The organism is Enterobacter sp. 22499 (assembly GCF_052044815.1).
GTDB lineage: Bacteria > Pseudomonadota > Gammaproteobacteria > Enterobacterales > Enterobacteriaceae > Enterobacter > Enterobacter bugandensis.
This window is the reverse complement of record NZ_JBQENR010000001.1, coordinates 1-25028: the sequence shown is the minus strand read 5'-3', so window position 1 is coordinate 25028 and position 25028 is coordinate 1. Positions and strand designations below refer to the sequence as shown.

The following is a 25028-nucleotide window of genomic DNA, read 5'->3' as shown; positions in this document are numbered from 1 at the left end:
GTCGTTCCTCATGCGGTTTTACTGAACGCTTCGCGTACCAGCGTTTTAGTGAAGCGCAGCCGACCGTCAAAAGGCGGCTGGCTGTACTCTTCCGGATCCCGGTTCAGATCAAACTGTGGCTGGTAGCCCTGGCTGAGATAGAGCCTGACCGCTTCCGGCTGGCGAAAACCGGTTGTCAGGTAGATCTGGCTGTAACCTGCCAGCACCGCCCTGCGCTCCAGCTCCTGCACTACGCGTCCGGCAAGCCCCTGCTGACGCAGGGTTTTGTCCGTCCAGATGCGCTTGATTTCCGCGGTGCGTTCGTCGAAGGGTTTGTACGCACCGGTGGCGATGATTTTTCCGTCACGCTCCAGAACGATAAACAGCCCCTGCGGCGCTAAATACCACTCGGTGAGTTCCACTTCCGCGTCTTTAGAGAAGTAGTCACCGTAGCGGGCGGCATATTCACCGAACAGCCCCTCGATAATGGGCTGAAGTTCGGCATCTTCCGGTGAAACGTCACGAAATTGTTCACGCATAGCGCCTCCTTAATCACCCAGGCCATCAGGATTCACTTCTGACTGCGGAATACGCTCAACGCCTTCTCCCCAGCGGTTCAGCACTTTGTCGTAATCGCCGTTTTTGATGACGTCGTTCAGCGCGGTTTGCACCGGCTCAACCAGCCCGCTGCCTTTCTTCAGCGTCACCGCAATGTGCGCCGCCTTCGGCCAGCCGCCGTCGACGCTGCCGACCAGTTTAGTTTTCCCGTTCAGCGCCGCTTTCCATGCGCCAATTACGTTCGGGCCAAAGTAGGCATCCGCGCGCCCGGACTGGAGCGCCAGCGTTTGCGCCGCATCGTCTTTGGTATAGATCGGCGTAAACGGTTTCAGCCCCTTCTTCAGGTTTTCAGCATTCCATGCCAGCAGGATGGCCTCCTGGTTGGTGCCGGAGCCGACGATAATCCGCAGCCCGGCGATGTCCTCAGCCTTCTGAAGCGATTCGATCGGGCTGGTCGATTTCACGTAGAAGCCGAGGGAGTCCTTACGGTAGGTGGCGAAATCAAACTTCTCTTTGCGCGCTTTGGTAACGGTAATGTTGCTGATGGCGGCATCGTATTTCCCGGACGCCACGCCCAGCGGCCAGTCTTCCCACGACGTTGGCACCACGTTCAACTCAAGCCCGAGGCTGTCGGCCACCAGACGGGCGACGTCAACTTCACTCCCGAGCAGCGTTTTGTTGTCGTCGGAAAATACCGTCAGCGGCGGTTGATTGAGGCCCGCCACCGCCACGGTAAATTTCCCCGGCACGGCGAAGCGATAATCTTTCGGCAACTGCGCCACTGCATCGCTGTTTTTGGCGGTATTGATCGGCGTTTTATTGGCCTCGATGCTCACGCCGGTGCCGTTAATGTTCACATTCTCTGCCCAGACGGCAGGGGTAAAGGCCAGCGCGAGCGCCAGAATAAGCGATGTTTTCTGCATAGCGGAGTTCTCTTTTATTGTTGTGTGAACTGGTTTTTCGGTTGGTCTAAGCCAAGGCTTTCGCGCAGCGTAGTTCCCGGGTAGTCGGTGCGGAACAGGCCGCGGGCCTGTAAAACGGGCACCACCTGGTCAATAAAGCGCGGAAAGGTATCCGGCGTACCGCCCTGGATGATGAAGCCGTCTGCGGCATAGCCTTCAAACCAAGCCTGCAGACCGTCGGCGACCTCCTCCGGCGTGCCGGAAAAGCGCGGGCGCGGCGATGCGGCCTCAAGCGCCACCTGGCGCAGGGTTAAGTTGCGCTCGCGGGCATTTCGCTTAATTTCATCGGTGGTGCTGCGGAAGCTGTTTTTGCCTAAGTCTCCGATATCCGGGAACGGCTCGTCGAGCGGGTATTGGCTGAAATCGTGATGTTCAAAATAGCGCCCGAGGTAATTGAGGGCATCGGTAACCGACACCAGCGCCGCCGTGGTTTGATACTGGTTTTCCACGTCATCGGCGTCTTTACCGACAATCACGCTGACGCCCTGGAAGATATGTAAATCTGACGCGCGGCGGCCGTTTGTTTCCAGCTGCTGCTTCACGTCGCGGTAAAACGCTTTTGCCTCGTCGAGCGTTTCGTGATGAGTGAAAATGGCGTCGGCATGTTTTGCCGCCAGCTTTTTCCCGTCGTCCGACGCGCCCGCCTGAAAAACAATCGGACGCCCTTGCGGGGTGCGACCAATATTCAGCGGACCGGCGACCTGGAAGAAGTCACCGTGGTGATCGAGGGTATGCAGCATGGCCGGGTCAAAAAACTGACCGCTCTCTTTGTTGCGGATAAACGCGTCGCCTTCCCAGGAGTCCCACAGCCCTTTCACCACGTCGAGATACTCATCCGCAATGCGATAGCGCAGCGCATGCTCGGGGTGTTTTTCGCGAGAGAAGTTCTTTGCCGACCCTTCCAGCGGCGAAGTCACCACGTTCCAGCCCGCACGTCCGTTGCTCAGATGATCGAGGCTGGCGAACTGGCGCGCCGTGGTAAAGGGTTCGCTGTAGGAGGTGGATAACGTTCCCACCAGCCCCAGCCGCGTAGTGATGCTTGCCAGCGCGGATAATACCGTTAACGGCTCAAAGCGGTTTAAAAAATGCGGAATGGATTTCTCATTTATATAAAGACCGTCGGCAACGAATAAAAAATCGAGTTTGCCCTCCTCCGCTTTTAACGCCGTCTCTTTTACAAATTCAAAATTAATGCTGGCATCCGCGACCGCCGCCGGATGACGCCAGGCGGACATATTGCCCGATGCACCATGCAAAATGGTCCCAAGCCGCAGTTGACGATGTGCAGACATATTTACCTCTCCAGAATTAAACGTGTTGCAGGGCTTTTTCCGCCAGCTGTGCAAAATAGCGGGCTGCGGGCTCAATCAGGGCTTCGTCAGGATTAAACGCCGGGTGATGTAAACCATACGGGCTGTTGCTGCCGATGCTGACAAACGCGCCGGGAACAGACTGCAGGTAGACCGCAAAATCTTCCCCGCCCATATGCAGCTCCGCATACCGGGTTTCATAACCGACCTCACGCGCGACCGAGGTGGCGAAGTCGGCCCAGCGCTCGTCGTTCACCAGCGCAGTGGGCCCGGCATACCAGGTGATGTCGATCTGCGCGCTGAAGGCGCTGGCAAACCCGGCGGCAATTTCACCCACGCGTGCTTTCACATTCTGCTGCACTTCCGTGCGGTGGGTACGCAGCGTGCCTTCCAGCTCGACGCTTTCCGGCAGCACGTTCCAGGTGTTGCCGCCTGCGATGCGGGTGACGCTCAGCACCACCGAATCCAGCGTGTTGACGTTGCGGCTGGCGACGCTTTGCAGCGCCGTCACCAGCTGGCTCGCCAGCACAATGGCGTCGTTGCCTTCGTGCGGACGTGCGGCGTGCGCGCCCTTACCGGTAATGCGGATCACGAAGCGATCGACGTTGGCATAAAACGGTCCGCCGCGGGTGGCGAACTCACCGACCGGCAGGCCCGGCTCGTTGTGCATGCCGAAAATGGCGCTGACGTCACGCAGGGCACCAGCACGCACCATGCTCTTCGCACCGCCAAAGTTCTCTTCCGCAGGTTGAAACAGGATACGCACCCGGCCGTTAAGCGAGGCTTCCCGCTCTTTGAGCTTTAACGCGGCGCCGAGGATCACGCTGGTGTGGATATCGTGTCCGCAGGCGTGCATCACGCCTGCATGCTGCGAGCTAAACGGCACGCCGCTGCGCTCTTCAATTGGCAGGGCATCAATGTCTGCCCGCAGCGCAATCAGCTTGCTACCGGTTCCAATTTCCGCCACCAGCCCGGTCGGCAGATCGTAAGGCTGCGGGGGAATACCGGCATTCGTCAGCCACTGGCGCAGGCGCGCGGTGGTCTCCACTTCCTGGCCGGACAGCTCCGGGTTCCGGTGCAGCTCACGACGCCAGGCAATCAGTTGTTCGCCGAAGCTCATACGGTGACCTCCCTGTTAAGACGCGCCTCGGCCAGCTGACGCAGAGACGCGACGCGCGTTGCCCCCTCCGCGACCGGCGTGTCGATGATAAATTCGTCAATGCCCCATTGTTCGTGCAGCGCGTTAAGCTGTTCCAGCACCGACTCAGCTGTGCCCGCCAGCAGCGACTGGGCCCGACGGGCAATGCGCACCGGCTCGCTCCCCGCCTGACGGGCAAAGGCGTAGGCCTGCTCCTCGCTGGCGACGGTTACGCGCTGGCCGTTTGCCAGCTCAACGCCCCACACTTCAACCTTCTGCGCCAGCGCGTCCGCTTCGGCCTGGGTCGGCGCGACAATCGCCTGCACCGCCACAATCACCTCCCGCGCGCTGTTCTTCCGCCAGATCGATACCACCTCGCGCAGCAGCTCCGGATCGCCGTTCAGGTGCGCGGCAAAGACGAAGTGCCAGTCGAGCGATGCGGCGAGCAGCGCGCTTTCGGTGCTGGCCCCCAGCAGGAAACCTTGTGCAGGGACCGGCGGCAACGGCGTGGCGCGAACGGCCTCCTCAGCAGAGAGATGCTCAGGACGGATCCAGCGGTCGAGCTGGGCCAGCTGTTCGGCAAAGCTGCCCTTTTCCTGCTGATTCAGGCCCTGCTGAAGCGCGCGGGTTGAGAGCGGCAAACCGCCGGGGGCTTTCCCGACGCCCAGATCCACGCGACCCGGCGCCAGCGCGGCCAGAACGTTAAAGTTTTCAGCGACTTTATAGGGGCTGTAGTGTTGAAGCATGACGCCGCCAGAGCCCACGCGGATGCGCTTTGTTTGCCCGAGGATCCAGGCAATCAGCAGTTCCGGCGAGGGGCTGGCGAGTTGCGGGGTATTGTGGTGTTCGGCAATCCAGAAGCGGTGATAGCCCAGATTTTCCGCCTGTTGCGCCAGCGCTAACGTCCGCGCCAGCGCATCGGCAGCCGTTTCATTTTCAGCGATGGGGCTTTTATCCAGAATGCTGATTCGCCATGACATGTTGCGTTCTCGTTTGACTTAACATGTCGACATTATTAAAGGCGTATTTCACCACTGAGAAACAATTAATTTACATTTGGTTTGCCGGAAATCAGATATATAAAACCCTACTAAGAATAAGATTTTAAGGCGGCAATCAGCGTTTCCGCCTGCCCGCGGCGGGTAATATGGACGAAGCGGATATGCCCATATTGCGGGTTTTGCAGATCGGCTTCATAACGCGTGCGGTTGTTACGCCACGTTTTCATCGTCCAGATGAGAATCGACTCTTTACTGAAGAACGCGCGCCGGAAACTCTCTTTGTTCCCGGTTCCGGGCCAAAGCTCGTGTTTATGCCAGGCCCGTTTGATTGCCCTGTTGACGGCCTGCCAGAGGGTGCGGACAAACCCATAATCCACCCACACGACAACGTCTACATTACGCCATTTAACGGGCCGCGTGCGGTTATAGTTGCCGTCGAGTACCCAGTCTGGCGACGCCTGTAGCACCTGCTCAAGCTTTTCCTGAAACTCATCGTCCGGCGTTCCCTGCCATTCGGGTCGCCAGTAGAGTCTGTCCATCTCGATATAGGGAATAGCCAGTTCGGTCGCAATCTGCTTCGCCAGCGTGCTTTTTCCACTTCCGCTGGTTCCGATGACGTTAATTTTCACCTCAGCCTCCCTGTATTTACGAAAATGAGACCGAATCATAACGTTTTCATTCTGTTAACGAAATGCTTCCTGGTATTACCGCGGCGGTGTTACTCTCCTGTCTGGCAGTCTATTTATTCCCTGAGAAACGTCTGCAGCTGGCCAGTCTGGTGCTGCTGTTTGATCAACCGCGCCTGCAGCAGGCGATTGCCGTTTTTGGCGGTTAGCCGTTCGGGTACTGTTCGTCGGTCACTTTTTCCAGCCACGTTACCGGGCTGCCGTTTACCGCTTCGGCGATGGCGATATGCGTCATCGCCGTTTGCGCACTTGCGCCGTGCCAGTGCTTCACGCCGGGTGGGATCCAGGCGATATCGCCCTGATTCAGGATTTCCGCCTCTTCGCCCCACGCCTGTAACCAGCCGCGCCCCTGCGTCACAATCAGCGTTTGTCCCAGGGGATGCGTATGCCAGGCCGTGCGCGCCCCCGGCTCAAAGGTCACGGTTGCCCCGCCGACGCTGGCAGGTTCGCTCGCCTGAAAGGGCGCGTCAATGCGAACAGCGCCGGTAAACCAAGCCTCCGGGCCTGTTGCTGAAGGTAATGAACCGCTGCGGATAATTTTCATCTTTTGCTCCTTGTTGACTGTTGCGTTAACAGTAGCGCAAAGCATTCTGGAGCATTAGGGTACATAATGAGATAGAACACATGACTGAAATTCATAAATAGAACCGCAATGCTAAAAGATAATTTCAACGACCTGCTCTCCTTTATGGTAGTGGCCCGCGAGCGCAGCTTTACGCGCGCAGCGGCGCAGCTGGGCGTCTCGCAATCGGCACTGAGTCATGCGATGCGCAAGCTTGAAGCGCGATTAGACGTTCGCCTGTTAACCCGCACAACCCGCAGCGTGGTTCCGACACCCGCGGGTGAGCAGCTCTTTTCGCGCCTCAGCCCGCATCTGCAGGAGATCGAACAGGAACTCACGGCGCTTTGCAGCACCCGCGACAAACCCGCAGGCGCTATCCGCATCGTCGCCGGCGAGCACGCGATGGACGCCGTGCTCTGGCCGGCACTGAAGGCTTTTATGCTGCAGTATCCTGAAATCAACGTCGAAGTGACGGTCGACAACGGCCTGACAGATATCGTCGATGGCCGCTTCGACGCGGGGGTACGCCTGGGTGAACAGGTGGCAAAAGATATGATTGCGGTGCGGATAGCGCCGGACATGCGCATGGCGGTCGTCGGCTCCCCGGATTACCTGGCTCGTTTTGGCGTGCCGCTCGTGCCGGAGCAGCTGGGTGAACACCGCTGTATCAATCTCCGCCTGCCCACCCGAGGGGCAGTGTATGACTGGGAGTTTGAGCGCGACGGGCGCGAGCTTCGGGTGCGGGTTGAAGGACAGCTTACACTGAGTAATCTGTCGCAGCGCATCGACGCGGCGGAGAGTGGCCTCGGATTAGCCTACGTGCCCGAGTCCTCGGTCCTGGACGCCCTTCAGTACGGACGGCTCGTCAGGGTCCTTGAGTCCTGGTGCCCCACGTTTGAAGGATATCACCTCTATTATCCAAGCCGTCGACAGCACACAACCGCGTTCAGGTTGCTTCTCGATGCCCTGCGGCAGTAAAAATTTATACCATCTGGTAATAATTAAGGGAATCTGATGATTAAATAAACAACGTCGCGATTGTTTTGACTAAAAACTCATCACGATTCAGCGTGTTGTGATCCCCCTCTGCTCTGACCACACGATTTCCTTCGACGTGCATCACTTTCGGCACGGTTATATTTTGCGTCGCTTATCAATTGCAGGTAGGATGCCTCGCCATGTTTCGCCTTATCCATACGCAGAATGACTGGGAAGGCGGCATGTGTTTGCGCAGAAGCAATCGTTTGTATTGCGCTCTGCCAGGCAGGACTATCACGATAATGGTTCAGACAGGCAAACAGGTAACTCAATGAAAACAAGCAATAAAAGCGCAGCCGATCATCACGCTGCGAAACGTCGCTGGTTGAACTCCCACGAAGAGGGCTACCACAAAGCGATGGGCAACCGTCAGGTTCAAATGATCGCCATCGGCGGCGCTATCGGAACGGGTCTGTTTTTAGGTGCTGGCGCGCGTCTGCAGATGGCGGGCCCGGCTCTCGCCCTGGTCTATCTGGTGTGCGGGATCTTCTCTTTCTTCATTCTTCGCGCGCTGGGTGAACTGGTACTGCATCGCCCTTCCAGCGGAAGCTTTGTCTCTTACGCCCGAGAATTCCTCGGTGAAAAAGCCGCCTACGTGGCAGGCTGGATGTACTTCGTCAACTGGGCGATGACCGGTATCGTCGATATCACCGCCGTTGCGCTGTATATGCACTACTGGGGCGCGTTCGGTGATGTGCCGCAGTGGGTCTTTGCCCTTGGCGCGCTGGCGATCGTCGGCACCATGAACATGATCGGCGTGAAGTGGTTCGCCGAGATGGAGTTCTGGTTTGCGCTGGTCAAAGTGCTCGCTATTGTGATTTTCCTGGTGGTCGGTACCGTCTTCCTCGGCAGCGGCAAGCCGCTGGATGGCAATGCTACCGGCTTCCACCTGATAACCGATAACGGCGGTTTCTTCCCGCACGGTCTGCTGCCTGCGCTGGTTCTGGTGCAGGGCGTGGTGTTTGCCTTTGCCTCTATTGAGCTGGTCGGTACCGCTGCGGGCGAATGTAAAGACCCACAAACGATGGTGCCAAAAGCCATTAACAGCGTGATCTGGCGTATCGGTCTGTTCTACGTCGGCTCCGTGGTGCTGCTGGTTCTGCTGCTGCCGTGGAACGCCTATCAGGCCGGCCAGAGCCCGTTCGTCACCTTCTTCTCGAAGCTCGGCGTGCCTTACGTGGGCAGTATCATGAACATCGTGGTGCTGACGGCGGCGCTCTCCAGCCTGAACTCCGGTCTTTACTCTACCGGGCGTATCCTGCGCTCCATGTCGATGGGCGGTTCAGCACCGAAGTTCATGTCGAAGATGAGCAAGCAGCACGTGCCTTACGCGGGCATTCTTGCCACGCTGGTGGTGTATGTCTTCGGCGTATTCCTGAACTATCTGGTGCCGTCTCAGGTCTTTGAGATCGTTCTGAACGTGGCCGCACTCGGCATTATCGCTTCCTGGGCCTTTATCGTGGTCTGCCAGATGCGTCTGCGTAAAGCCATTAAAGAAGGCAAAGCCGCAGATATCAGCTTCAAGCTGCCGGGCGCGCCGGTGACCTCCTGGCTCACCCTGCTCTTCCTGTTCAGCGTGCTGGTGCTGATGGCGTTCGACTACCCGAACGGCACCTATACCATCGCCACCATCCCGCTGCTGGCCGTGCTGCTGATCGCTGGCTGGTTCGGCGTGCGTAAGCGCGTTCACGAAATTCACAGCACCGCGCCGGTTCATCCAGACGATGAAAAACACGACGCGCCGCTGGTGGAAGAGACCTCGCGTTAAGCATCACACAGGCATTAAAAAGGGAAGGCATTTGCCTTCCCTTTTTTTATATTACAGCGCGATACGAATCACATCGTCAGGCTGGGTCGCTTCCTGCTGGCGGGTAGATTTTTGCTTCACCGTCACGTAAAGCGTTTTGCCATCCGCAGAGAGCGCCAGGCTGTTCGGGTAGACCGGCGTATCGAACGTTTTCGTTACTTTGTAGGTCTTCGCGTCAATCACGCTCACCTTGCCGGCCTCACGGTGCGTCACGTAGGCTTCATTGCGAGCCGGATTAAACAGAACGGCCAGGGATTCAGGCGCGGCGATTTTCTCGATCACGCTGCCGTCTTTCAGGCTCACCGCCAGCACTTCCGGCTGTTTTGAATCGGTCAGGAACGCGCGCTGACCGGCGGTGTCCAGGCTCAGGTTCAGATAGAAGTGCTCTTTTCCGTCGGCCTGCACTTTTTTGCGGCTCAGGATTTTGTTGGTGGCGGTATCAATGGTGACCAGTTCACCGTCTGCATTGGTGGTGTACAGGCGTTTCGCCTTTGCATCCAGCGCCAGACCGGTACTGTATGTGCCGGTGTTGGCAATGGTCTCTTTCAGCTTCAGCGTTGCGCCATCCACGACCCAAATCACGCTCTCTTTGCCGACACCGGTGATGTAAATCGTGTTGCTCGCGTCATCCGCCACCAGCTGGCGCGGCTGCAGCGGCTTGACGGTTTCACTGCGCTGGCGGCTATCAAGCACCAGTCGCCCTTTCACGTCGCCCGTTTTCGCATCAATGGCCGTCACCGCGCCGTTGATCGTATTACCCAGCCACAGGGTTTGCGTCGCGCCGTCAAGGGTGGCGCCAAACGGTTTGAGATCGCTATGAATGGCCTGCGTCACCTCCAGCGTAGCAGGATCGAGGCGATAGATAACGCCACCCTTGTCGAGTTTACGGCTTTGCGACGTCGCAACCCACAGCGCGTTCTCCTGCTGGCTGACCGCCATTTCATAGGCACCTTTACCCACCGCTTTACGCAGCATCTCTTCGGCGGCATGCGCCTGGAAGGTTCCGGCAAACAGTAAAGCGGCAGACAGCAGAGACGTACTCAGGCGTGGCGAGCACAGATGGCGTAAAGACATAACAATTCCTTTTTTGAAAATTGGGGGTACTGCTGACATCGCTTCCGGCTGGCAACGTCATGGCATTGCCGTTTTGATAATGAGAATAGTAATCATTAATAAGTTAAAAGTGGAGTTTTTCTTTTCCCTATTGCCTTTCATTAACGCAATGTGCGGTTATAGTTTTCAAAACATTTACAAAACCTTTAACATGTATGGACATGTTCCATTTGGTTCGTTTATACATCACAACCGGTTTTACTCATGAAAATCATATCTGCCCGTAAGGCATCTCTCCCGCTGCTGCTGGTTCCCGTTGTTTTTGCGCCTCTAAGCGCGATGAGCGCAGAGGAACAGACCATGATCGTCAGCGCCACGCCGCAAACCGTATCAGAGCTTGATACTCCGGCGGCGGTCAGCGTCGTGAATGGCGAGGATATGCGCCACGCTGCGCCGCGCATTAATCTCTCCGAATCGCTTGGCAGCGTTCCGGGACTACAGATTCAGAACCGTCAGAACTATGCTCAGGATCTCCAGCTTTCGATGCGCGGGTTTGGTGCCCGCTCAACGTTTGGCGTGCGCGGCATTCGCATGTACGTCGACGGTATTCCAGCCACCATGCCGGACGGACAGGGCCAGACCTCCAACATCGATCTCTCCAGCATTGACAGCGTTGAGGTGCTGCGCGGTCCCTTCTCCGCCCTGTATGGCAACGCCTCTGGCGGCGTGATTAACATCAATACGCAAACCGGGCAGCAGCCGCCGACCATCGAGGCAAGCAGCTATTACGGCAGTTACGGGACATGGCGCTACGGCATGAAAGCCACCGGCGCAATGGGCGATGGCACCCATGCCGGGGACGTGGATTACACCGTATCCACCACCCGCTTCACCACTAAAGGCTACCGCGACCACAGCGGCGCGCGGAAGAATCTCGCTAATGCCAAACTGGGCGTACGCATTGACGATGCCAGCAAGTTGACGCTGATTTTTAACAGCGTGGACATGAAAGCAAACGATCCGGGCGGGCTGAGCTATCAGGAGTGGCAGGATAACCCGCGTCAGTCCCCGCGTGGCGATCAGTACAACACGCGCAAGACCATCAAGCAGACTCAGGCGGGGCTGCGCTACGACCGCCAGCTTAGCGCTCAGGACGATCTCAGCGTGATGATGTACGCCGGCGAGCGTGAAATGACCCAGTACCAGTCGATTCCCTACCAGCCGCAGCTGAGGCCTTCTCACTCCGGCGGCGTGATCGATATGCAGCGTCATTATCAGGGGGTTGATACCCGCTGGACGCACCGCGGCGAGCTGCTGGTGCCGGTCACCTTCACCACCGGTCTGAACTATGAAAACATGAGTGAAGATCGTCGCGGGTACGAGAACTTTGTGATGAACAACGGCGTGCCGGATTACGGCGTGAAGGGTGATAAACGCCGGAACGAACGTAACCTGATGTGGAACGTCGACCCTTACCTGCAGACCAGCTGGCAGCTGACGCAGAAACTGTCCGTGGATGCGGGCGTGCGTTATAGCTCGGTCTGGTTTGATTCTAACGACCATTACGTTACGCCGGGCAACGGCGACGACAGCGGTGACGCGAGCTATCACAAGTGGCTCCCGGCGGGCTCCGTGAAGTATGCGGTGACGGACGCGTGGAACCTCTACGCTGCCGCAGGGCGTGGGTTCGAAACGCCAACCATCAACGAGCTTTCGTATCGCGCCGATAACCAGGGCGGCCTGAATATCGGCCTGCAGCCTTCCACGAACAACACGTATGAGGTGGGCAGCAAAACCCGCATTGGCAATGGCCTGCTGACGGCAGCGCTGTTCCGCACCGATACGGATGACGAGATCGTGGTGGATGCCAGCTCTGGTGGCCGCACAAGCTATAAAAATGCCGGAAAGACCCGCCGTCAGGGAGTCGAAGTGTCTCTCGATCAGCAGTTTGCTGAGAACTGGAAGCTGAAAATGGCGTGGACCTACCTTGATGCCACCTACCGGACCAACGTCTGCGGCGACGCGGACTGTAACGGCAACCGTATGCCGGGCATTGCCCGCAATATGGGCTATGCGTCGTTTGGCTGGCAGCCTGAAGAAGGCTGGTACGCGGGCTCGGACGTGCGCTACATGAGCGATATCATGGCCGACGACGAGAACACGGCGAAAGCGCCATCGTACACGGTGGTCGGGCTGAATACCGGGTATAAATTCAACTACGGCAACTGGGGGATGGACGTCTTTGGCCGCGTAGATAACCTGTTCGACAAAGAGTACGTTGGCTCGGTTATTGTCAACGAATCCAACGGGCGTTATTACGAGCCAGCGCCTGGCCGTAACTACGGTGTGGGTCTGTCGGTGTCTTATCGATTCGAGTAACAAATAAGTAAAGTTTATTTTATACCGAAAATAACGCTCCTGATGGCAAAATGCCATCAGGAGTTATTCACCAGATAAATAAATAGACGCGGTATATAGTCGCTCTGTTAAATTATCTCTCAGTTAAAATATTGTCGCTGTAAAAGCGTATTCGCTTCATCAATCGATTTTTCAATCGCCTTCTGGCTGGCGTCGACATCCCGGCGTTCCAGGGCTGAAAGCAGTTCGTCATAGTGATACGTCGCTTCCTTAATGTCATTAAGCTCCCGGTGCAGATAGTTAATGCAAGGCCCGATACGCACCCAAAGCTGTTCAATTAATGCATTCAGCGTGGGCATTTCCGCGTACTGATAAAGCGTAAAGCGGAAGATGCGATTTGCCTGCAATGCCTGCTGAACGTTCCCGTTGCGCATGGCCTCATGAAACGCTTCCGACAATTTGCGCAACGTCTCGATCTTTTGGTCAGACATATTCTGACAGGCTGCGGCAACCGCCATGGGTTCAAGCTGCTTGCGAATAGCGTTGATTTCGTTATAACGGTCCAGCGTCACCTCCGGCACCAGAAATGCCTGTGCCGGCGTGGCATGTAATGCCCCTGCTGACACCAGACGCAGCAGCGCCTCGCGCACTGGGGTAATGCTGGTTCCTAATTTATCGGCGATCTCTTTCGTAATCAGTCGTGCACCCGGTTTAAGGGAGCCTGTAATTAACGCTCCTTTCAAACTGAGTTCAACTTGCATGGTAAGACTGATCCTTTGGGCTTTTTCTAAGTGATCCAAATCAAGCATGTTCAATTCCTGTAGCTAAAACTTAATGCTATTTTTAAACGCCAGTTTTAATAAAACGACGCTGGTCCGATATATCCTGTATCGTCATGCCTGGTGGTGGGAAGTACGTAAAACAGCAAAAAATGCAAAATGTGTTTTTTTTATCGGTTTCGGGCTCATCCGGGATGATGGCGCGAAAAGCCATGTCCGTTAATTAAAGACAATATATCGTATCTTCACAAATAAATATGGCGGGAAACCCCGCCATAGTGCCTTTTATTTATTGTCACCCGCGACGCGAATCACGACTTTACCGAAGTTTTTTCCTTCCAGCAGGCCAATCAGCGCTTCAGGGGCGTTTTCCAGCCCGTCCGTCACCTGTTCACGATAGTGAATTTTACCCTCCTGCACCCAGCGCCCCATCTCTTCCTGAAACTCATGAATGCGGTGGCCGTAGTCCTGGGCAATGATAAAGCCCTGCATCCGGATGCGTTTCTTCAGAATAGTGCCCATCAGAAGCGGCAAACGGTCTGGCCCCTCAGGCAAGCCCGTAGCATTGTAGCCGCTCACCAGGCCACACACCGGCACGCGCGCGGAGGTATTCAGCAGCGGCAGCACGGCGTCAAACACTTTCCCGCCGACGTTTTCAAAGTAGACATCAATGCCTTTCGGGCAGGCGCGTTTCAGCTGCTCAGCGAAATCCGCCGCGTGGTGATCGAGACACACGTCAAATCCAAGAACCTCAACGGCGTGGCGGCATTTTTCTGCCCCACCGGCTACCCCGACCACGCGGCAGCCTTTAATTTTACCGATCTGCCCGACGGTCGCCCCAACCGGGCCCGTCGCGGCGGCGACCACCAGCGTTTCACCCGCTTGCGGTTGTCCGATATCCAGCAACCCCATATAGGCGGTAAAGCCCGGCATCCCAAGAATGCCCAGCGCCCAGGAGGGATGGGTGGGATTATCGCCCAGCTTGACCAGGCCGCTGCCGTCTGAAAGCGCGTACTCCTGCCAGCCGCTGTAGCTCAGCACCCATTCACCCGCTTTAAAGTCGGGGTGGTTTGACTGCTCAACGCGGCTAACCGTTCCCCCTACCATCACCGCACCAATCTCAACCGGCGGAGAATAGGATGGCGCATCGCTCATGCGGCCCCGCATGTAAGGGTCCAGCGACATCCAGACGGTGCGAAGCAGCAGCTGCCCCGCCTGAGGAGCAGGAACGGGCTGCTCTTCCAGACGAAAATTCTCCGCCACCGGCGCGCCCTGTGGGCGAGAGGCCAGCACCCAGCGGCGGTTTTGCGAAACAGATTGATTCATCGGATTCTCCTTCTGGTACAAATGTCATTACAGCCTGGCTCACGATCGGCATTATCGCCTTAACATTACGAGGCAGACTGGTTAAGCCGGACCACAAGATAGATGCAGGTTTCGTTGGTTTCGTTGATAAAACGGCAGTCGTTTGGCGGCCCCAGCTCCAGACAGTCTCCGGCCTTCATCTCGTGGCGAGTATCGCCCTCCTGAAATACCAGCTCGCCGGACTGCAGCCAGATCAGCTGCCGCGCGAGCGCGTAGGAGGACGCCGGCATCGGGACGTCGCTCCCCGCGGGCAGCTCAATCTGAACGAGGTCGATAGGCAGATCGGTACGGGGAGAAACGTGGCGACGAAGGTAGTGGGTTTGCGGATCGCGCCAGACGGGCTGGTTCGCCAGGCGCAGGAGTTTTCCCTCCTGCATCTCGGCTCTGGCAATCAGGGTCGACATGCTGATCCCAAACGCGCCTGACAGGCGGGCAAGCAAGGTAGCCGTCGGGCTGCTGTCGCCGCGCTCTATCTTGTGGATCATGGCGCGAGATACGCCCGCCCGCTCGGCCAGCTCGCTAAGAGACCAGCCGCGTGATTCACGTTCGAGGCGAATTCTGGCGCTAATACGCTGATTCATTGTGTCTGTTATTGTGTTCATAACGTCATACTAAAGCGTATGAACGCCGTTTCAATGGGGCACATAATCATTCTCACGTAGCGCTCTGACGATACAGTTGTGTAATATCATATCTATAGCGTAATACTATAGTAAACAACATACAGAGGTTTAATCATGATCGTTCGTCACGCCTGTAAAGAAGACTGCGCTGCGATAGGAGAGATCTATAACCATGCGGTGCTGCATACTGCCGCGATCTGGAACGATAAAACCGTTGATACCGATAACCGAATCGCCTGGTTCGAGGCCCGCACGCTCGCGGGTTACCCGGTTCTGGTGGCTGAGGAAAATGGTGTGGTTACCGGGTACGCCTCTTTCGGCGACTGGCGCGCCTTCGACGGCTTTCGTCACACGGTTGAGCATTCGGTATATGTCCATCCGGAGCATCAGGGTAAAGGCATTGGCCGCACGCTAATGAAAGCGCTGATCAACGAGGCCCGCGCCATCGGCAAACACGTGATGGTGGCCGGCATTGAAGCGCAAAATAAGGCCTCGATTCACCTCCACGAAACGCTCGGTTTTGTGACCACGGGGCAGATGCCGCAGGTGGGAACCAAGTTTGGCCGCTGGCTGGACTTAACCTTTATGCAGCTGCAGCTGGACGAGCGCAGCGACCCGGACGCAATCCCATGAATCAGTCGCTGACGCTGGCGTTCCTGGTGGCGGCGGGGATCGGTCTGGTGGTGCAAAACACCTTAATGGTGCGTATCACCCAGTCCTCCTCCACCATTCTTATCGCAATGCTGCTGAACTCCCTGGTCGGCATTGTGCTGTTTGTCAGCATTCTGCTGCTGAAGCAGGGCTTCGCCGGGTTCAGTGAGCTGGCCGCAACGGTGCGCTGGTGGACGCTGATCCCGGGGCTCCTGGGGTCTTTTTTTGTGTTTGCCAGCATCAGCGGCTACCAGAACGTGGGCGCGGCAACGACCATCGCAGTGCTGGTCGCAAGCCAGTTGATTGGCGGGCTGGTCCTTGACGTGCTGAGAAGCCATGGCATTCCCCTGCGCGCGCTGATCGGCCCGGTATGCGGCGCGGTGATGCTGGTCGTCGGGGCCTGGCTGGTAGCGCGACGCCAGTTTTGATTACAGTATGGTGCCGCCCTTGGTCAGCTGTTCCTGGCGCGCGTCCATCTCCTCTTTGTGCTGCTTACCGTGGTGCGAAATCGCGGTACGTAGACGCTGCTGTTGGGCGTAACGGTCTTCACGGCTGAGATCGGCATCATCGCTCAATGCAATCAGCAGTTCGTTCATGTGGGCGATGACGCTCTCTTCGATGGCGGCATCCACGCGGGCGATAACTTCGTTTAAATGTGACATTGTCACTCCTTGTTTTTGCCGGGTGGTGGCTTACGCCTCACCCGGCAATAAATGCTTAGTTCAGCTTCGCTTTAGAGAAATCGCTGCCCATCAGGCTCACGCTGTATCCGGTCACGTTGCTGCGGGTTGCAAAGAACGTTTTGCCGTTTGCCAGCGCGATCCACGGTGCCTGCTGGTAGAAAATCTCCTGCGCCTGGCCGTACAGTTTCGCACGCTCGGCCGGATCGCTGGTCAGCTTCGCTTTTTGCACCAGGGCATCATAACCCTTATCGCACCAGCGCGCGGCGTTTGACCCGGTTTTAATGCTGTTGCAGCCCAGCAGCACATCGGCGAAGTTGTCCGGGTCGCCGTTATCGGACATCCAGCCGAACAGCGCGGAGTCGTGCTCGCCTTTGCGCATCCCGGAGAGGTATTCGCCCCACTCGTAAGAGACGATTTTGGCCTTCACGCCGACTTTCGCCCAGTCGCTCTGGATCATCTCCGCGATACGACGCGAGTTAGGGTTATACGGACGCTGAACCGGCATTGACCACAGCGTGACCTCTGCGCCCTTCTCCAGCCCGGCCTGCTTCAGCAGCGCTTTTGCTTTATCAGGATCGTAGCTGTAGTCCTGCAGATCTTTATTAAAGCCCAGCATATTTGGCGGGATCGGCGATTTAGCCACCGTACCGGAGCCCATAAAGACCGCATTAACGATAGCCTTCTTGTCGGTCGCGTAGTTCAGCGCCTGACGCACCAGCACGTTATCGAACGGCTTTTTCTCGGTGTTAAACGCCAGATAGCCGACGTTCAGCGCATCGACAGAGTGCAGCGTCAGGTCTTTGTTCTTTTTAATCACGTCAAACTGAACCGGAGACGGCGCAGGAATAATCTGACACTCGTTGGTCTGTAATTTCGCCAGGCGGGTTTCCACGTTTGGCGTGATGGAGAAGATAAGATGTTTGGTCGGCACCTCGCCATCCCAGTAGTTCGGATTAGCGACGTAGCGGATCAGCGAGTCCACCTTGTACTGCTGGAGCACATAGGGCCCGGTACCGATCGGCCAGGTATCTACGTTCTCAGGCGTGCCTTTTTTCAGCATCACATCGGCGTATTCGGCGGAGAGGATCGAGGCGAAATCCATTCCCCAGTCGGCCAGGAACGCGGCGTTGGGTTCACTCAGGGTGAACTGAACGTGATAATCGTCGACCTTTTTAACGTCCTGAATCAGCTTATCGAGCCCGACATCGTTGAAGTATTCGTAGTTGCCCTGGGACACATTATGGTACGGGTGTTTAGGGTCTTTCTGACGCATCACCGAGAAAATAACGTCATCGGCGTTAAAGTCGCGCGTCGGCTTGAAGTATTTGTTGCTGTTGAACTTCACCCCTTTGCGCAGGGTAAAGGTATAGGTCTTGCCGTCCGGTGAAATCGTCCAGGATTCCGCCAGTGACGGTACCGGGGTATTTTTCACCGGGTCGAAATTGATCAGGCGGTTGTACAGAACCTGAGAGCTGGCCACGAACGACGGGCCGGAGCTGGCGATTTGCGGGTTGAACGACTCTGGCGATGCCTCGGAGCAGTAAATAAGGGTGTCGTTTTTTGCCGCCCATGCGGCACCGGCTGGTAAAAGAGCGCTCAGCGCAAGGGCGAGCAGCGTTTTCCCTGTAGACATAGTTATAACCCTGACAGTTTTATTATATAGGTCAGTAATAACAGCACAGCCCTTATCACCTGGCAAATAACGAAACACTATCAGGTTATTCTAAAGCCGCGTTTTTTGCCGGTTTTGCCGCCAGTGCAAAAAAGGTGATTTGCCTTAAGTGACGTTATTCGTCAAGCACAACCGTCACGATCTATGCCGCAAGAAATCGGCGCTTTTAGCGTCTCTTCCTCCGTTTGTTTGCTTCCTCGTTTCGTTAAAGTAACGGTGTGAAGAAGTATATGGGATCAAATCGTGGCAAAAACTCTTTTACGCAGCGGTAATCTGGATGATTTTCAGGCCGTTGGCGGCGGCGGACAGGCCGTTTTTGAATCAGCGTTACAAATCCGGGAAGCGCTTCGATTGCGCAAACAGCAGGCCATAGTGGACTGTCTGGCTATTCCTCAGGTCAACGACAGCGGCGACCGCGTGGACTGGTATTCCCCCGTTGAGGGAAGCGTCACCAGCTGGAAGGCGGCCAGTGAAGACGACCGCTATCGTGCCCTGCGCTATCTGGAAAACACGCTTGCCAGCGTTGAGTCGTTAAGCAAGAAATGCCTCCAGTCGCCCAAAACCGCACAGCAGCTTTTCGGCTCGCTGCTGTCGAAAGCGTTTCAGTTTCCCGGCGAGAATTTTGTTTTCCTGGTCGCAGGAAAGCCGATTATTTGCTTCTGGGGTTTTGTAAACCTGAACGAAAATGCGCGCGACGATGTCCTCGACTGCCTGCGTGAAGCGTTGATCCCCGAGCCTGCCCCCGTTGTGATTGAAGAGCCCGAGCCAGAACCCGCGCCCGAACCGGCCATCACCTTTGAAAAAGCAGACGAGCCGCTGATTGCGCCCGTCACAGCCGTGCGTATTACGCCGGAAGAACTGTATGAGCCGGAGCCCGCGCCGGTTGTTGCGCAACCGGCTCAGGAACCTGCGCCTGTTGCCGTCACGAAAAAACGTCGCATTCCCCTGTGGACCCTGCCGGTTGCCGCCGTGATTGTGGCAGCCGTTGCCGCGCCGCTGCTGTGGCCAAAACAGGCCCCTTCGGCAGAGCCCGCTCCGGCACCGGCTCCTGAGCCCGTGGCTATTGCACCGCAGCCGATCAAAGCGGTAGAGCCGCTGGCTATGAATCTCCCCCTGCATCAGGCTGAGGTCGTCGCCAGTAAAGAAAAAGAACCCGCTCCTGCACCTGAAGCCGCACCGGTGGTAATTGTTCCGATCCCGAAAGATGCCATGGTGATGGAAGCCGGTCAGGTGAAAGCCGGGTCGACGCGCTTCCTGAACGGTACCTGGCGCGCGGTTCTCGACGTGAAAGATCCGGTCACCGGCAAGCCGCCGTCAATGCGCTATCAAATCCAGAATAATAAAGGTTTCGCCCGCGTCGTGCACGGCGACAACATTGTCTGCCGCGCGGAGATTTTCTCCGGGCTGCACAGCAATGGCGAGCTGATGATTAAAAGTCGCGGCAATGCTCGCTGCACCGACGGTTCCCGCTATCCGATGCCGGAAGTCGCCTGTAAAGCCGGGGCTAGCGATATCGCAGAATGTCGCGCTCGCTATGACGCCAACACCGTCGTCCCACTGACGTTCAAGAAAGCAGGTGCCTGATCCTATGCTGGTAAATCTTTGCGACTATAAACAAAGCGTCACGCTTATTGCCAACAGCGGCGTGCAGTTCCTGGATTTCGGTCTGACGCCGCAGGACACCGCCAGCAACGGGCGCTTCGTACGTAAAACCGCGAACGGCCCCCTTTTGCGACTCGATTTCGACCTGGTGAACGGGCGCTATACCCTGCCGGGGACGAACGGCGGTCAGCCTGAAGTGGTTAAACCGGAAACCACCATTCCGCTGCATCAGTCCCTTGCCGTGCTGGACGGCGTCTGGCTTCCCGTGCCCTTCCTGCGCTTCAACCCGCCGCGGACCTTTGTGGAAGGACCGGATAACTGGGCGCGCGTTCAGGTGCGCAAGCTCGAGAAGCCCGACACGGCAGGCAACTCGCACCGCGTCACCCTCGCGCTCGACAGCCAGATCGCGGAGCATGCCACCTCCGCCCTGTCGCCGGTTGAAAACGATATTCTGAATGGAACCCGCTTTGCGCTGGCGTGGCGCGATAGTGAGGTAGAAAGTTTCCTCGACCAGACCTGGATTGACGGCTGGCTGCGTGAGGCATTTACCCAGTATGCCGACGGCGTGGAAAACCGCTCTGAACGCGACCTGCAGCAGGCGATGCGCAGCTTCGAATACCAGGCCCACTGGCTCAACCTGCTGACCATGCTCGGTGAACAGATCACCATTCCGGAAGTGAAATTTGTCACCCATACGCTCAGCACGCCTGCCATTCCTGTCGACCTGATCCTAGACGTGGGCAACACCCATACCTGCGGCGTCATTATCGAAGACCACGGTGATGCAAACGACGGGCTTCGGCAGACCGCCGAGTTGCAGGTTCGTTCGTTAAGCGAGCCGCAGTTCCTGAACGAGCCTCTCTTTACCAGCCGTCTTGAATTTTCCGAAGCGCGCTTTGGCAAACAGCACTTCTCGGTAGAAAGCGGTCGCGAAGATGCGTTTGTCTGGCCGTCGATTGTTCGCGTGGGCGATGAAGCCCGCAAGCTGGCGATGCAGCGCCTGGGAACCGAAGGTAACAGCGGCATCTCCAGCCCGCGCCGCTATCTGTGGGATGAAACGCCTGTCGTGCAGGACTGGCGCTTTAGCCAGATGAACGGCAAAACCCAGCGTGAACCGCTCGCCACGGCGTTTCCGCTGATGAACCTGATGAACGATGACGGTGAGCCGCTGTTTACGCTGCCGCAGGACGAGCGGCTGCCGGTCTTTTCGCCGCAGTACAGCCGCAGCACGCTGATGACGCACATGCTGTGCGAGCTGCTGGCGCAGGCGCTGGGCCAGATCAACAGCGTCGCCACCCGCCTGCGCCTGGGCTTCCCGGCCTCGCCGCGCCAGCTGCGCACCCTGATCCTGACCCTGCCCTCGGCCATGCCGAAGCAGGAGCGCGAGATTTTCCGTCGCCGCATGTTTGAAGCCATTGCCATCGTCTGGAAAGCGATGGGCTGGCACCCGCAGGATGAAGATTTTGCCACCCGCAAGCAGCAGGAAAAAAGCGTGGTGCCGGTCCCTGAGATTCAGATGGAGTGGGATGAAGCCAGCTGCGGTCAGTTGGTCTGGCTGTATAACGAAGCGATTTCCCGTTTTGGCGGCCAGACGGAAGCCTTTTTCGCCTCCCTCGCCCGCACGGATCGTGAACCTGAGCCAGGCGTGCAGCCGGGCCGCGCATTACGCGTCGCGTCTATCGACATCGGCGGTGGCACCACGGATATGGCAATAACCCACTACCAGCTTGATGACGGCTCCGGTAATAACGTCAAAATCACCCCGCAACTGCTGTTCCGCGAAGGGTTCAAGGTGGCGGGCGACGATACCCTGCTGGACGTGATTCAGCGCTATGTCCTGCCCGCCCTGCAAACGCAGCTGCAGAAATCCGGCATTGCGGACGCCTCACTGCTGATGGCGTCGCTGTTCGGCGACTCCGGGCGTATTGATACCCAGGCGGTACTGCGCCAGCAAACGGCGCTTCAGCTCTTTATGCCGATTGGCCACGCCATTCTTTCCGCGTGGGAAGCCAGCGACATTGACGATCCGCTGGCGGGCCTGCATGCCACCTTTGGCGAGCTCCTTGCGCAGAAACCAACCCGCAACGTGATGAACTATCTTCAGCAGGCAATCGATCATGCCCTGCCGGCGGGCTCAGAGGCGTTCGACCTGTTCGCCGTGCCGCTGCACGTGAACTTCCGCGAAATGCAGGATGCAATGCTGGCCGGTCAGTTTACGCTGACCTCGCCGCTCCACGCGGTGTGTGAAGCGATTTCCCATTACAGCTGCGATATTCTGCTCATCACCGGGCGCCCGGGCTGCCTGCCGGGCGTTCAGGCGCTGATTCGGCATCTGCAGCCGGTGCCGGTCAACCGCATCGTCTGGCTGGATAAATATCAGGTTCACGAGTGGTATCCCTTCAGCCAGCAGGGGCGCATAGGCAATCCGAAATCGACCGCCGCGGTGGGGGCCATGCTCTGCAGCCTGGCGCTCGATCTGCGTCTGCCGCGCTTTAACTTTAAGGCCGCGGACATTGGCGCGTATTCAACCGTGCGTTATCTCGGCGTGCTGGATAACACCGTCAACACGCTGCGCGAGGAGAACGTCTGGTATCAGGATATAGACCTGGATAAGCCGGGAGCGAAGCTCGACGCCCGTCTGCACTTCCCGCTGCGCGGTAACGTTACCCTCGGCTTCCGCCAGCTGGCGAACGCGCGCTGGCCCGCCACGCCGCTTTATACGCTCAGCATCAATTCGGCTGAACTGGCAAAAGCGATTGCCGGCGACGGCGTGCTTAACGTGAGGCTTAAGCTCTGCGGCGGCAGCAAATTAGAGGGCCCTGAGTCCTTCGAGCTCAGCGATGCCTGGCTGCAGGACGGCACGCCGGTTGCGCCTGACGCGTTAACCTTCAAACTGAATACCCTGGCCGATCGCCGACACAGCGGTAGCCACTACTGGATCGACAGCGGGAGCGTATACCTGAAATGACAGCGACCACGACCACCACCCAGGCCTTGATCGGGTGGATTAATGAGACGCGCCTGAACGCCCCTGTGCTGGATAACGATGCTGATGCCCTGCTTGCTCGTATCAACGCGGCGCAGGCGCGGGAGCAGGCCATTGAACGCGCCCTGACCCGCCGGAGCAGCATTGGGCTTTACGGCCATTCTCAGAGCGCCAAAGCGCACCTGCTGCTGTCGCTATGCGGCAGCGGTAACGGGCGCCTGAACGTGATGCCGGGCCAGCGCACCTTTGACTATTTTTCGCATATTAACCCAGGGCATGCCCTGACCAACATGGCCGTGCGCTTCACCCGAGACACCCCGGAGGTAGCGGATGAGGCGTTTCCGCTGCGTCTGAGCCTGGTCACCGAGGCCGAACTGGTACAACTGTTTATTGCCCGCACGACGCTGCACCCGCAGATGCGCGCGGTGGATAAGGCGGTCATTGAGACGCGTCTGGAGAAATGGCGCGGCCTTCGCCAGCCGCAGAGCGTGCCCGGCATCACGGCGCAGGATGTGGGTGCGATTTCGCGTTTCTGGCAAAGCACGGTACCCGCCGCGAGACAGCAAATTGATGACGCCCTGTGGCATGAGTTTGCCCAGCTGGTGCCATCGCTCGATCTCAGCACCCGCGCCAGCGTCTGGTCGCTGCTGTGGGGCGAGCAACAGGAGTTAACCCAGCAGTGGCTGAAGCTTGCCCACGTGCTGCATCAGACCAGCCATGCGAGCGAGCTGGCTGCGCCGCTGAGCCTGCTGGTGGACAGCTTTGGTCTGCCTGGTGAAGGGTTCCTGACGCACGGCACCTTAACCCAGCAGGAAACTCAGGAGACGCTGCTTCATCCGCTGAACAACGGTGAAATGCTCAACGCCATCAGCATCCCGGTCGACGTGCTTGCTTTCCTTACCCGCGAGCTGGTCTTGCCGGTTGAGAATGGCGCGCTGGATAACGTTGATATCATTGATATTCCGGTCTTTGAAGACGGCAGCGCCGATCCTTTAGTACAGGCTAAATGCCAGTGGCTGCTTGAACATTACCGCCAGCAGCTCCAGCCGGATGTGCTGGTTATCTGCAACGCGACAGCGCGGCACGAGCAGACGGCCCAAAAAGCAAAAGTGTTAATTAACTGGATTAAAGAGACCCAGCCTGCCGAGGAGTCTGCCCTGCCGGGGCTGGTGTGGGCGATCACACCGCATGACGCTCGTTTCACTACCCGACAGAATCTCGATGAAGCCGTACAGCATCTGCTGGGCAAGCCAGGCCTGCGCTGGGGAACTCTGCAGGCGCTGGACAGCCACAGCATGCAGCGCGTCATTGAGTGGTTGTCTCAGGCGACGCTCCCGGCACAGCGGCAGAAGCGCCTTGGCACGCTGAAAAACCTGCTGCGGCAGGAGATCGCGTCGCTGATGCAAAGCTATCTGGCGCCGCTGGTTGAGGAACCGGGTACACGACGTGCTCAGGCCGAAAACATGGTGCGCACGCTGCAAAGCAGCGCCGCCCGTCACGGCGAGCTGCTTGAGGGCCTGCTGCCGCCGCTAAAAGCCTTTGAAACGCTGCTCGCCGTTCAGCAACCGCGCGAGGAGCAGGTGAACGGGCTGTTCACGGACACCATCGATCTGTTCGCCGATAACGCCCAGGAAAGCGCAGGACGATTCCAGACAAAAGACAAAGCGCGCCTGGCGCACAGAGTATGGATAAATCATCTGCGCCAGTGGAGCCGCAATGAAGCTACCGCCGCCCGTCTTGGTCTGGAGCCCGCGGTGCTGCAGCAAATCGCGGATGTGCTGGTGGTAACCAGCTACCGGCTTAATCTCCCGCAACAGCTTCAGCGAATTGTCGACGCGGATAAAAGCAGCGCGGCGCAGCTGCATGCGGTGATAGGGAATTTCGTTGGCTGGCTGGGTTACGACCAGACCCCGTCAGCAGAACGCCCCGCAAGCCGCATTCGCAAAGGTCAGGCAATCTTTGTTACGCCCGTCGTCAGCAGTGCCGCACCGCGCCTGACGCGTCTGGGGGAGCAGCCTGTTCATGCGGCCACCGCGTACGTTTACGACTGGCTGGTTGCCCTCTATAGCCGGGCAATCGAAAACATTAATTATCAGCACCCGCATGATGTTCAGCCTGACGCACGTCGGGCACTGCGGGCTTTAATCCTGTAGCGGCCTTTCTTGCCGGGTAGCGCTGCGCTTACCCGGCCTGTATTCCGCGACGATAATTACGC

At 57.7% G+C, this 25028-nt stretch carries 20 protein-coding genes and 1 pseudogene; 9 read left to right on the top strand and 12 right to left on the bottom strand.

The annotated features are described in order from the left end of the window. Positions 1–8: 8 nt before the first annotated feature. The 5 genes and pseudogenes from ACTJI7_RS00105 to ACTJI7_RS00085 all read right to left on the bottom strand — a co-directional run bounded on the left by ACTJI7_RS00105 (position 9) and on the right by ACTJI7_RS00085 (position 5577). Positions 9–518, bottom strand: a complete 510-nt coding sequence (locus tag ACTJI7_RS00105) for a GNAT family N-acetyltransferase (RefSeq protein ID WP_028013279.1) — start codon at positions 516–518, stop codon at positions 9–11. Between the two features lie 9 nt (positions 519–527). Further along, positions 528–2791, bottom strand: a pseudogene (locus tag ACTJI7_RS00100) (NtaA/DmoA family FMN-dependent monooxygenase). A 16-nt stretch (positions 2792–2807) separates the two neighbouring features. Then, the gene (locus tag ACTJI7_RS00095) at positions 2808–3929 is read right to left on the bottom strand and encodes an amidohydrolase (protein ID WP_136485709.1); all 1122 of its coding nucleotides are present in this window, start codon (positions 3927–3929) and stop codon (positions 2808–2810) included. Then, the gene (locus ACTJI7_RS00090) at positions 3926–4927 is read right to left on the bottom strand and encodes an LLM class flavin-dependent oxidoreductase (RefSeq protein WP_248198858.1); all 1002 of its coding nucleotides are present in this window, start codon (positions 4925–4927) and stop codon (positions 3926–3928) included. The genes ACTJI7_RS00095 and ACTJI7_RS00090 overlap by 4 nt, the downstream gene beginning before the upstream one ends. 110 nt (positions 4928–5037) lie before the next feature. Next, the gene (locus ACTJI7_RS00085; protein ID WP_028013284.1) at positions 5038–5577 is read right to left on the bottom strand and encodes an AAA family ATPase; all 540 of its coding nucleotides are present in this window, start codon (positions 5575–5577) and stop codon (positions 5038–5040) included. A gap of 62 nt (positions 5578–5639) precedes the next feature. On the opposite strand from ACTJI7_RS00085, the gene ACTJI7_RS00080 reads away from it, so the two are divergent. Beyond that, positions 5640–5783 (top strand): hypothetical protein, encoded by a 144-nt coding sequence (locus ACTJI7_RS00080; RefSeq protein ID WP_154818592.1) that lies wholly within the window; start codon positions 5640–5642, stop codon positions 5781–5783. Here the strand turns inward: ACTJI7_RS00080 and ACTJI7_RS00075 are convergent. Beyond that, on the bottom strand, positions 5780–6178 hold the full coding sequence (locus ACTJI7_RS00075) for a (R)-mandelonitrile lyase (protein ID WP_045260619.1): 399 nt from the start codon (positions 6176–6178) through the stop codon (positions 5780–5782). The genes ACTJI7_RS00080 and ACTJI7_RS00075 overlap by 4 nt on opposite strands. A 108-nt stretch (positions 6179–6286) precedes the next feature. Here ACTJI7_RS00075 and ACTJI7_RS00070 point away from each other — a divergent pair, with 108 nt between their 5' ends. Together ACTJI7_RS00070 and ansP are read left to right on the top strand one after the other, a co-directional pair. Further along, on the top strand, positions 6287–7174 hold the full coding sequence (locus ACTJI7_RS00070) for a LysR family transcriptional regulator (protein WP_045260620.1): 888 nt from the start codon (positions 6287–6289) through the stop codon (positions 7172–7174). A 331-nt stretch (positions 7175–7505) separates the two neighbouring features. After that, positions 7506–9002, top strand: coding sequence for an L-asparagine permease (gene ansP / locus ACTJI7_RS00065; protein ID WP_028013287.1), 1497 nt, complete (start codon positions 7506–7508; stop codon positions 9000–9002). 51 nt (positions 9003–9053) lie between these two features. On the opposite strand, the gene yncE is transcribed toward ansP, so the two are convergent. Beyond that, positions 9054–10115 (bottom strand): 7-bladed beta-propeller protein YncE, encoded by a 1062-nt coding sequence (gene yncE / locus ACTJI7_RS00060; protein ID WP_048959037.1) that lies wholly within the window; start codon positions 10113–10115, stop codon positions 9054–9056. 243 nt (positions 10116–10358) lie between these two features. On the opposite strand from yncE, the gene pqqU reads away from it, so the two are divergent. Then, positions 10359–12473 carry a TonB-dependent receptor PqqU gene (pqqU, locus tag ACTJI7_RS00055; protein WP_041909791.1) on the top strand — a complete coding sequence of 705 codons (2115 nt, stop codon included), beginning with the start codon at positions 10359–10361 and terminating at the stop codon, positions 12471–12473. Between the two features lie 119 nt (positions 12474–12592). On the opposite strand, the gene ACTJI7_RS00050 is transcribed toward pqqU, so the two are convergent. The 3 genes from ACTJI7_RS00050 to ACTJI7_RS00040 form a co-directional block, all read right to left on the bottom strand. Next, positions 12593–13261 (bottom strand): GntR family transcriptional regulator, encoded by a 669-nt coding sequence (locus ACTJI7_RS00050; protein WP_045260622.1) that lies wholly within the window; start codon positions 13259–13261, stop codon positions 12593–12595. A gap of 255 nt (positions 13262–13516) precedes the next feature. After that, positions 13517–14557, bottom strand: coding sequence for an NADP-dependent oxidoreductase (locus ACTJI7_RS00045; RefSeq protein WP_063154230.1), 1041 nt, complete (start codon positions 14555–14557; stop codon positions 13517–13519). Between the two features lie 65 nt (positions 14558–14622). Further along, a complete protein-coding gene (locus ACTJI7_RS00040) occupies positions 14623–15198 on the bottom strand; it encodes a helix-turn-helix domain-containing protein (protein ID WP_028013292.1) in 576 nt (191 codons plus the stop codon). Positions 15199–15333: 135 nt separating this feature from the next. On the opposite strand from ACTJI7_RS00040, the gene ACTJI7_RS00035 reads away from it, so the two are divergent. Together ACTJI7_RS00035 and ACTJI7_RS00030 are read left to right on the top strand one after the other, a co-directional pair. Continuing rightward, positions 15334–15852, top strand: a complete 519-nt coding sequence (locus tag ACTJI7_RS00035; protein WP_045260624.1) for a GNAT family N-acetyltransferase — start codon at positions 15334–15336, stop codon at positions 15850–15852. Continuing rightward, positions 15849–16298, top strand: coding sequence for a DMT family transporter (locus ACTJI7_RS00030; protein WP_028013294.1), 450 nt, complete (start codon positions 15849–15851; stop codon positions 16296–16298). The genes ACTJI7_RS00035 and ACTJI7_RS00030 overlap by 4 nt, the downstream gene beginning before the upstream one ends. Here the strand turns inward: ACTJI7_RS00030 and ACTJI7_RS00025 are convergent, their stop codons facing one another. Continuing rightward, complete coding sequence (locus ACTJI7_RS00025) at positions 16299–16532, bottom strand: YdcY family protein (protein ID WP_041909781.1); 234 nt, start codon at positions 16530–16532, stop codon at positions 16299–16301. A 55-nt stretch (positions 16533–16587) separates the two neighbouring features. Next, a complete protein-coding gene (locus ACTJI7_RS00020; protein ID WP_047368644.1) occupies positions 16588–18186 on the bottom strand; it encodes an ABC transporter substrate-binding protein in 1599 nt (532 codons plus the stop codon). Between the two features lie 282 nt (positions 18187–18468). On the opposite strand from ACTJI7_RS00020, the gene ACTJI7_RS00015 reads away from it, so the two are divergent. Genes ACTJI7_RS00015 through ACTJI7_RS00005 form a run of 3 tightly spaced genes read left to right on the top strand, consistent with a single transcriptional unit; the run spans position 18469 to position 24966 of the window. Further along, on the top strand, positions 18469–19809 hold the full coding sequence (locus tag ACTJI7_RS00015; RefSeq protein WP_063154232.1) for an SrfA family protein: 1341 nt from the start codon (positions 18469–18471) through the stop codon (positions 19807–19809). A 4-nt stretch (positions 19810–19813) separates the two neighbouring features. Next, positions 19814–22795 carry a virulence factor SrfB gene (locus ACTJI7_RS00010; RefSeq protein WP_063154234.1) on the top strand — a complete coding sequence of 994 codons (2982 nt, stop codon included), beginning with the start codon at positions 19814–19816 and terminating at the stop codon, positions 22793–22795. Next, a complete protein-coding gene (locus ACTJI7_RS00005) occupies positions 22792–24966 on the top strand; it encodes a virulence factor SrfC family protein (protein WP_088205506.1) in 2175 nt (724 codons plus the stop codon). The genes ACTJI7_RS00010 and ACTJI7_RS00005 overlap by 4 nt, the downstream gene beginning before the upstream one ends. Positions 24967–25028: the final 62 nt, after the last annotated feature.

What these genes read in the sequence shown, in the direction of transcription:
- ACTJI7_RS00105 (WP_028013279.1), bottom strand. Translation starts at nt 518, where the DNA reads ATGCGTGAACAATTTCGTGACGTTTCACCGGAAGATGCCGAACTTCAG.
- ACTJI7_RS00095 (WP_136485709.1), bottom strand. Translation starts at nt 3,929, where the DNA reads ATGAGCTTCGGCGAACAACTGATTGCCTGGCGTCGTGAGCTGCACCGG.
- ACTJI7_RS00090 (WP_248198858.1), bottom strand. Translation starts at nt 4,927, where the DNA reads ATGTCATGGCGAATCAGCATTCTGGATAAAAGCCCCATCGCTGAAAAT.
- ACTJI7_RS00080 (WP_154818592.1), top strand. Translation starts at nt 5,640, where the DNA reads ATGCTTCCTGGTATTACCGCGGCGGTGTTACTCTCCTGTCTGGCAGTC.
- ACTJI7_RS00075 (WP_045260619.1), bottom strand. Translation starts at nt 6,178, where the DNA reads ATGAAAATTATCCGCAGCGGTTCATTACCTTCAGCAACAGGCCCGGAG.
- ACTJI7_RS00070 (WP_045260620.1), top strand. Translation starts at nt 6,287, where the DNA reads ATGCTAAAAGATAATTTCAACGACCTGCTCTCCTTTATGGTAGTGGCC.
- ansP (WP_028013287.1), top strand. Translation starts at nt 7,506, where the DNA reads ATGAAAACAAGCAATAAAAGCGCAGCCGATCATCACGCTGCGAAACGT.
- yncE (WP_048959037.1), bottom strand. Translation starts at nt 10,115, where the DNA reads ATGTCTTTACGCCATCTGTGCTCGCCACGCCTGAGTACGTCTCTGCTG.
- pqqU (WP_041909791.1), top strand. Translation starts at nt 10,359, where the DNA reads ATGAAAATCATATCTGCCCGTAAGGCATCTCTCCCGCTGCTGCTGGTT.
- ACTJI7_RS00050 (WP_045260622.1), bottom strand. Translation starts at nt 13,261, where the DNA reads ATGCTTGATTTGGATCACTTAGAAAAAGCCCAAAGGATCAGTCTTACC.
- ACTJI7_RS00045 (WP_063154230.1), bottom strand. Translation starts at nt 14,557, where the DNA reads ATGAATCAATCTGTTTCGCAAAACCGCCGCTGGGTGCTGGCCTCTCGC.
- ACTJI7_RS00040 (WP_028013292.1), bottom strand. Translation starts at nt 15,198, where the DNA reads ATGAACACAATAACAGACACAATGAATCAGCGTATTAGCGCCAGAATT.
- ACTJI7_RS00035 (WP_045260624.1), top strand. Translation starts at nt 15,334, where the DNA reads ATGATCGTTCGTCACGCCTGTAAAGAAGACTGCGCTGCGATAGGAGAG.
- ACTJI7_RS00030 (WP_028013294.1), top strand. Translation starts at nt 15,849, where the DNA reads ATGAATCAGTCGCTGACGCTGGCGTTCCTGGTGGCGGCGGGGATCGGT.
- ACTJI7_RS00025 (WP_041909781.1), bottom strand. Translation starts at nt 16,532, where the DNA reads ATGTCACATTTAAACGAAGTTATCGCCCGCGTGGATGCCGCCATCGAA.
- ACTJI7_RS00020 (WP_047368644.1), bottom strand. Translation starts at nt 18,186, where the DNA reads ATGTCTACAGGGAAAACGCTGCTCGCCCTTGCGCTGAGCGCTCTTTTA.
- ACTJI7_RS00010 (WP_063154234.1), top strand. Translation starts at nt 19,814, where the DNA reads ATGCTGGTAAATCTTTGCGACTATAAACAAAGCGTCACGCTTATTGCC.
- ACTJI7_RS00005 (WP_088205506.1), top strand. Translation starts at nt 22,792, where the DNA reads ATGACAGCGACCACGACCACCACCCAGGCCTTGATCGGGTGGATTAAT.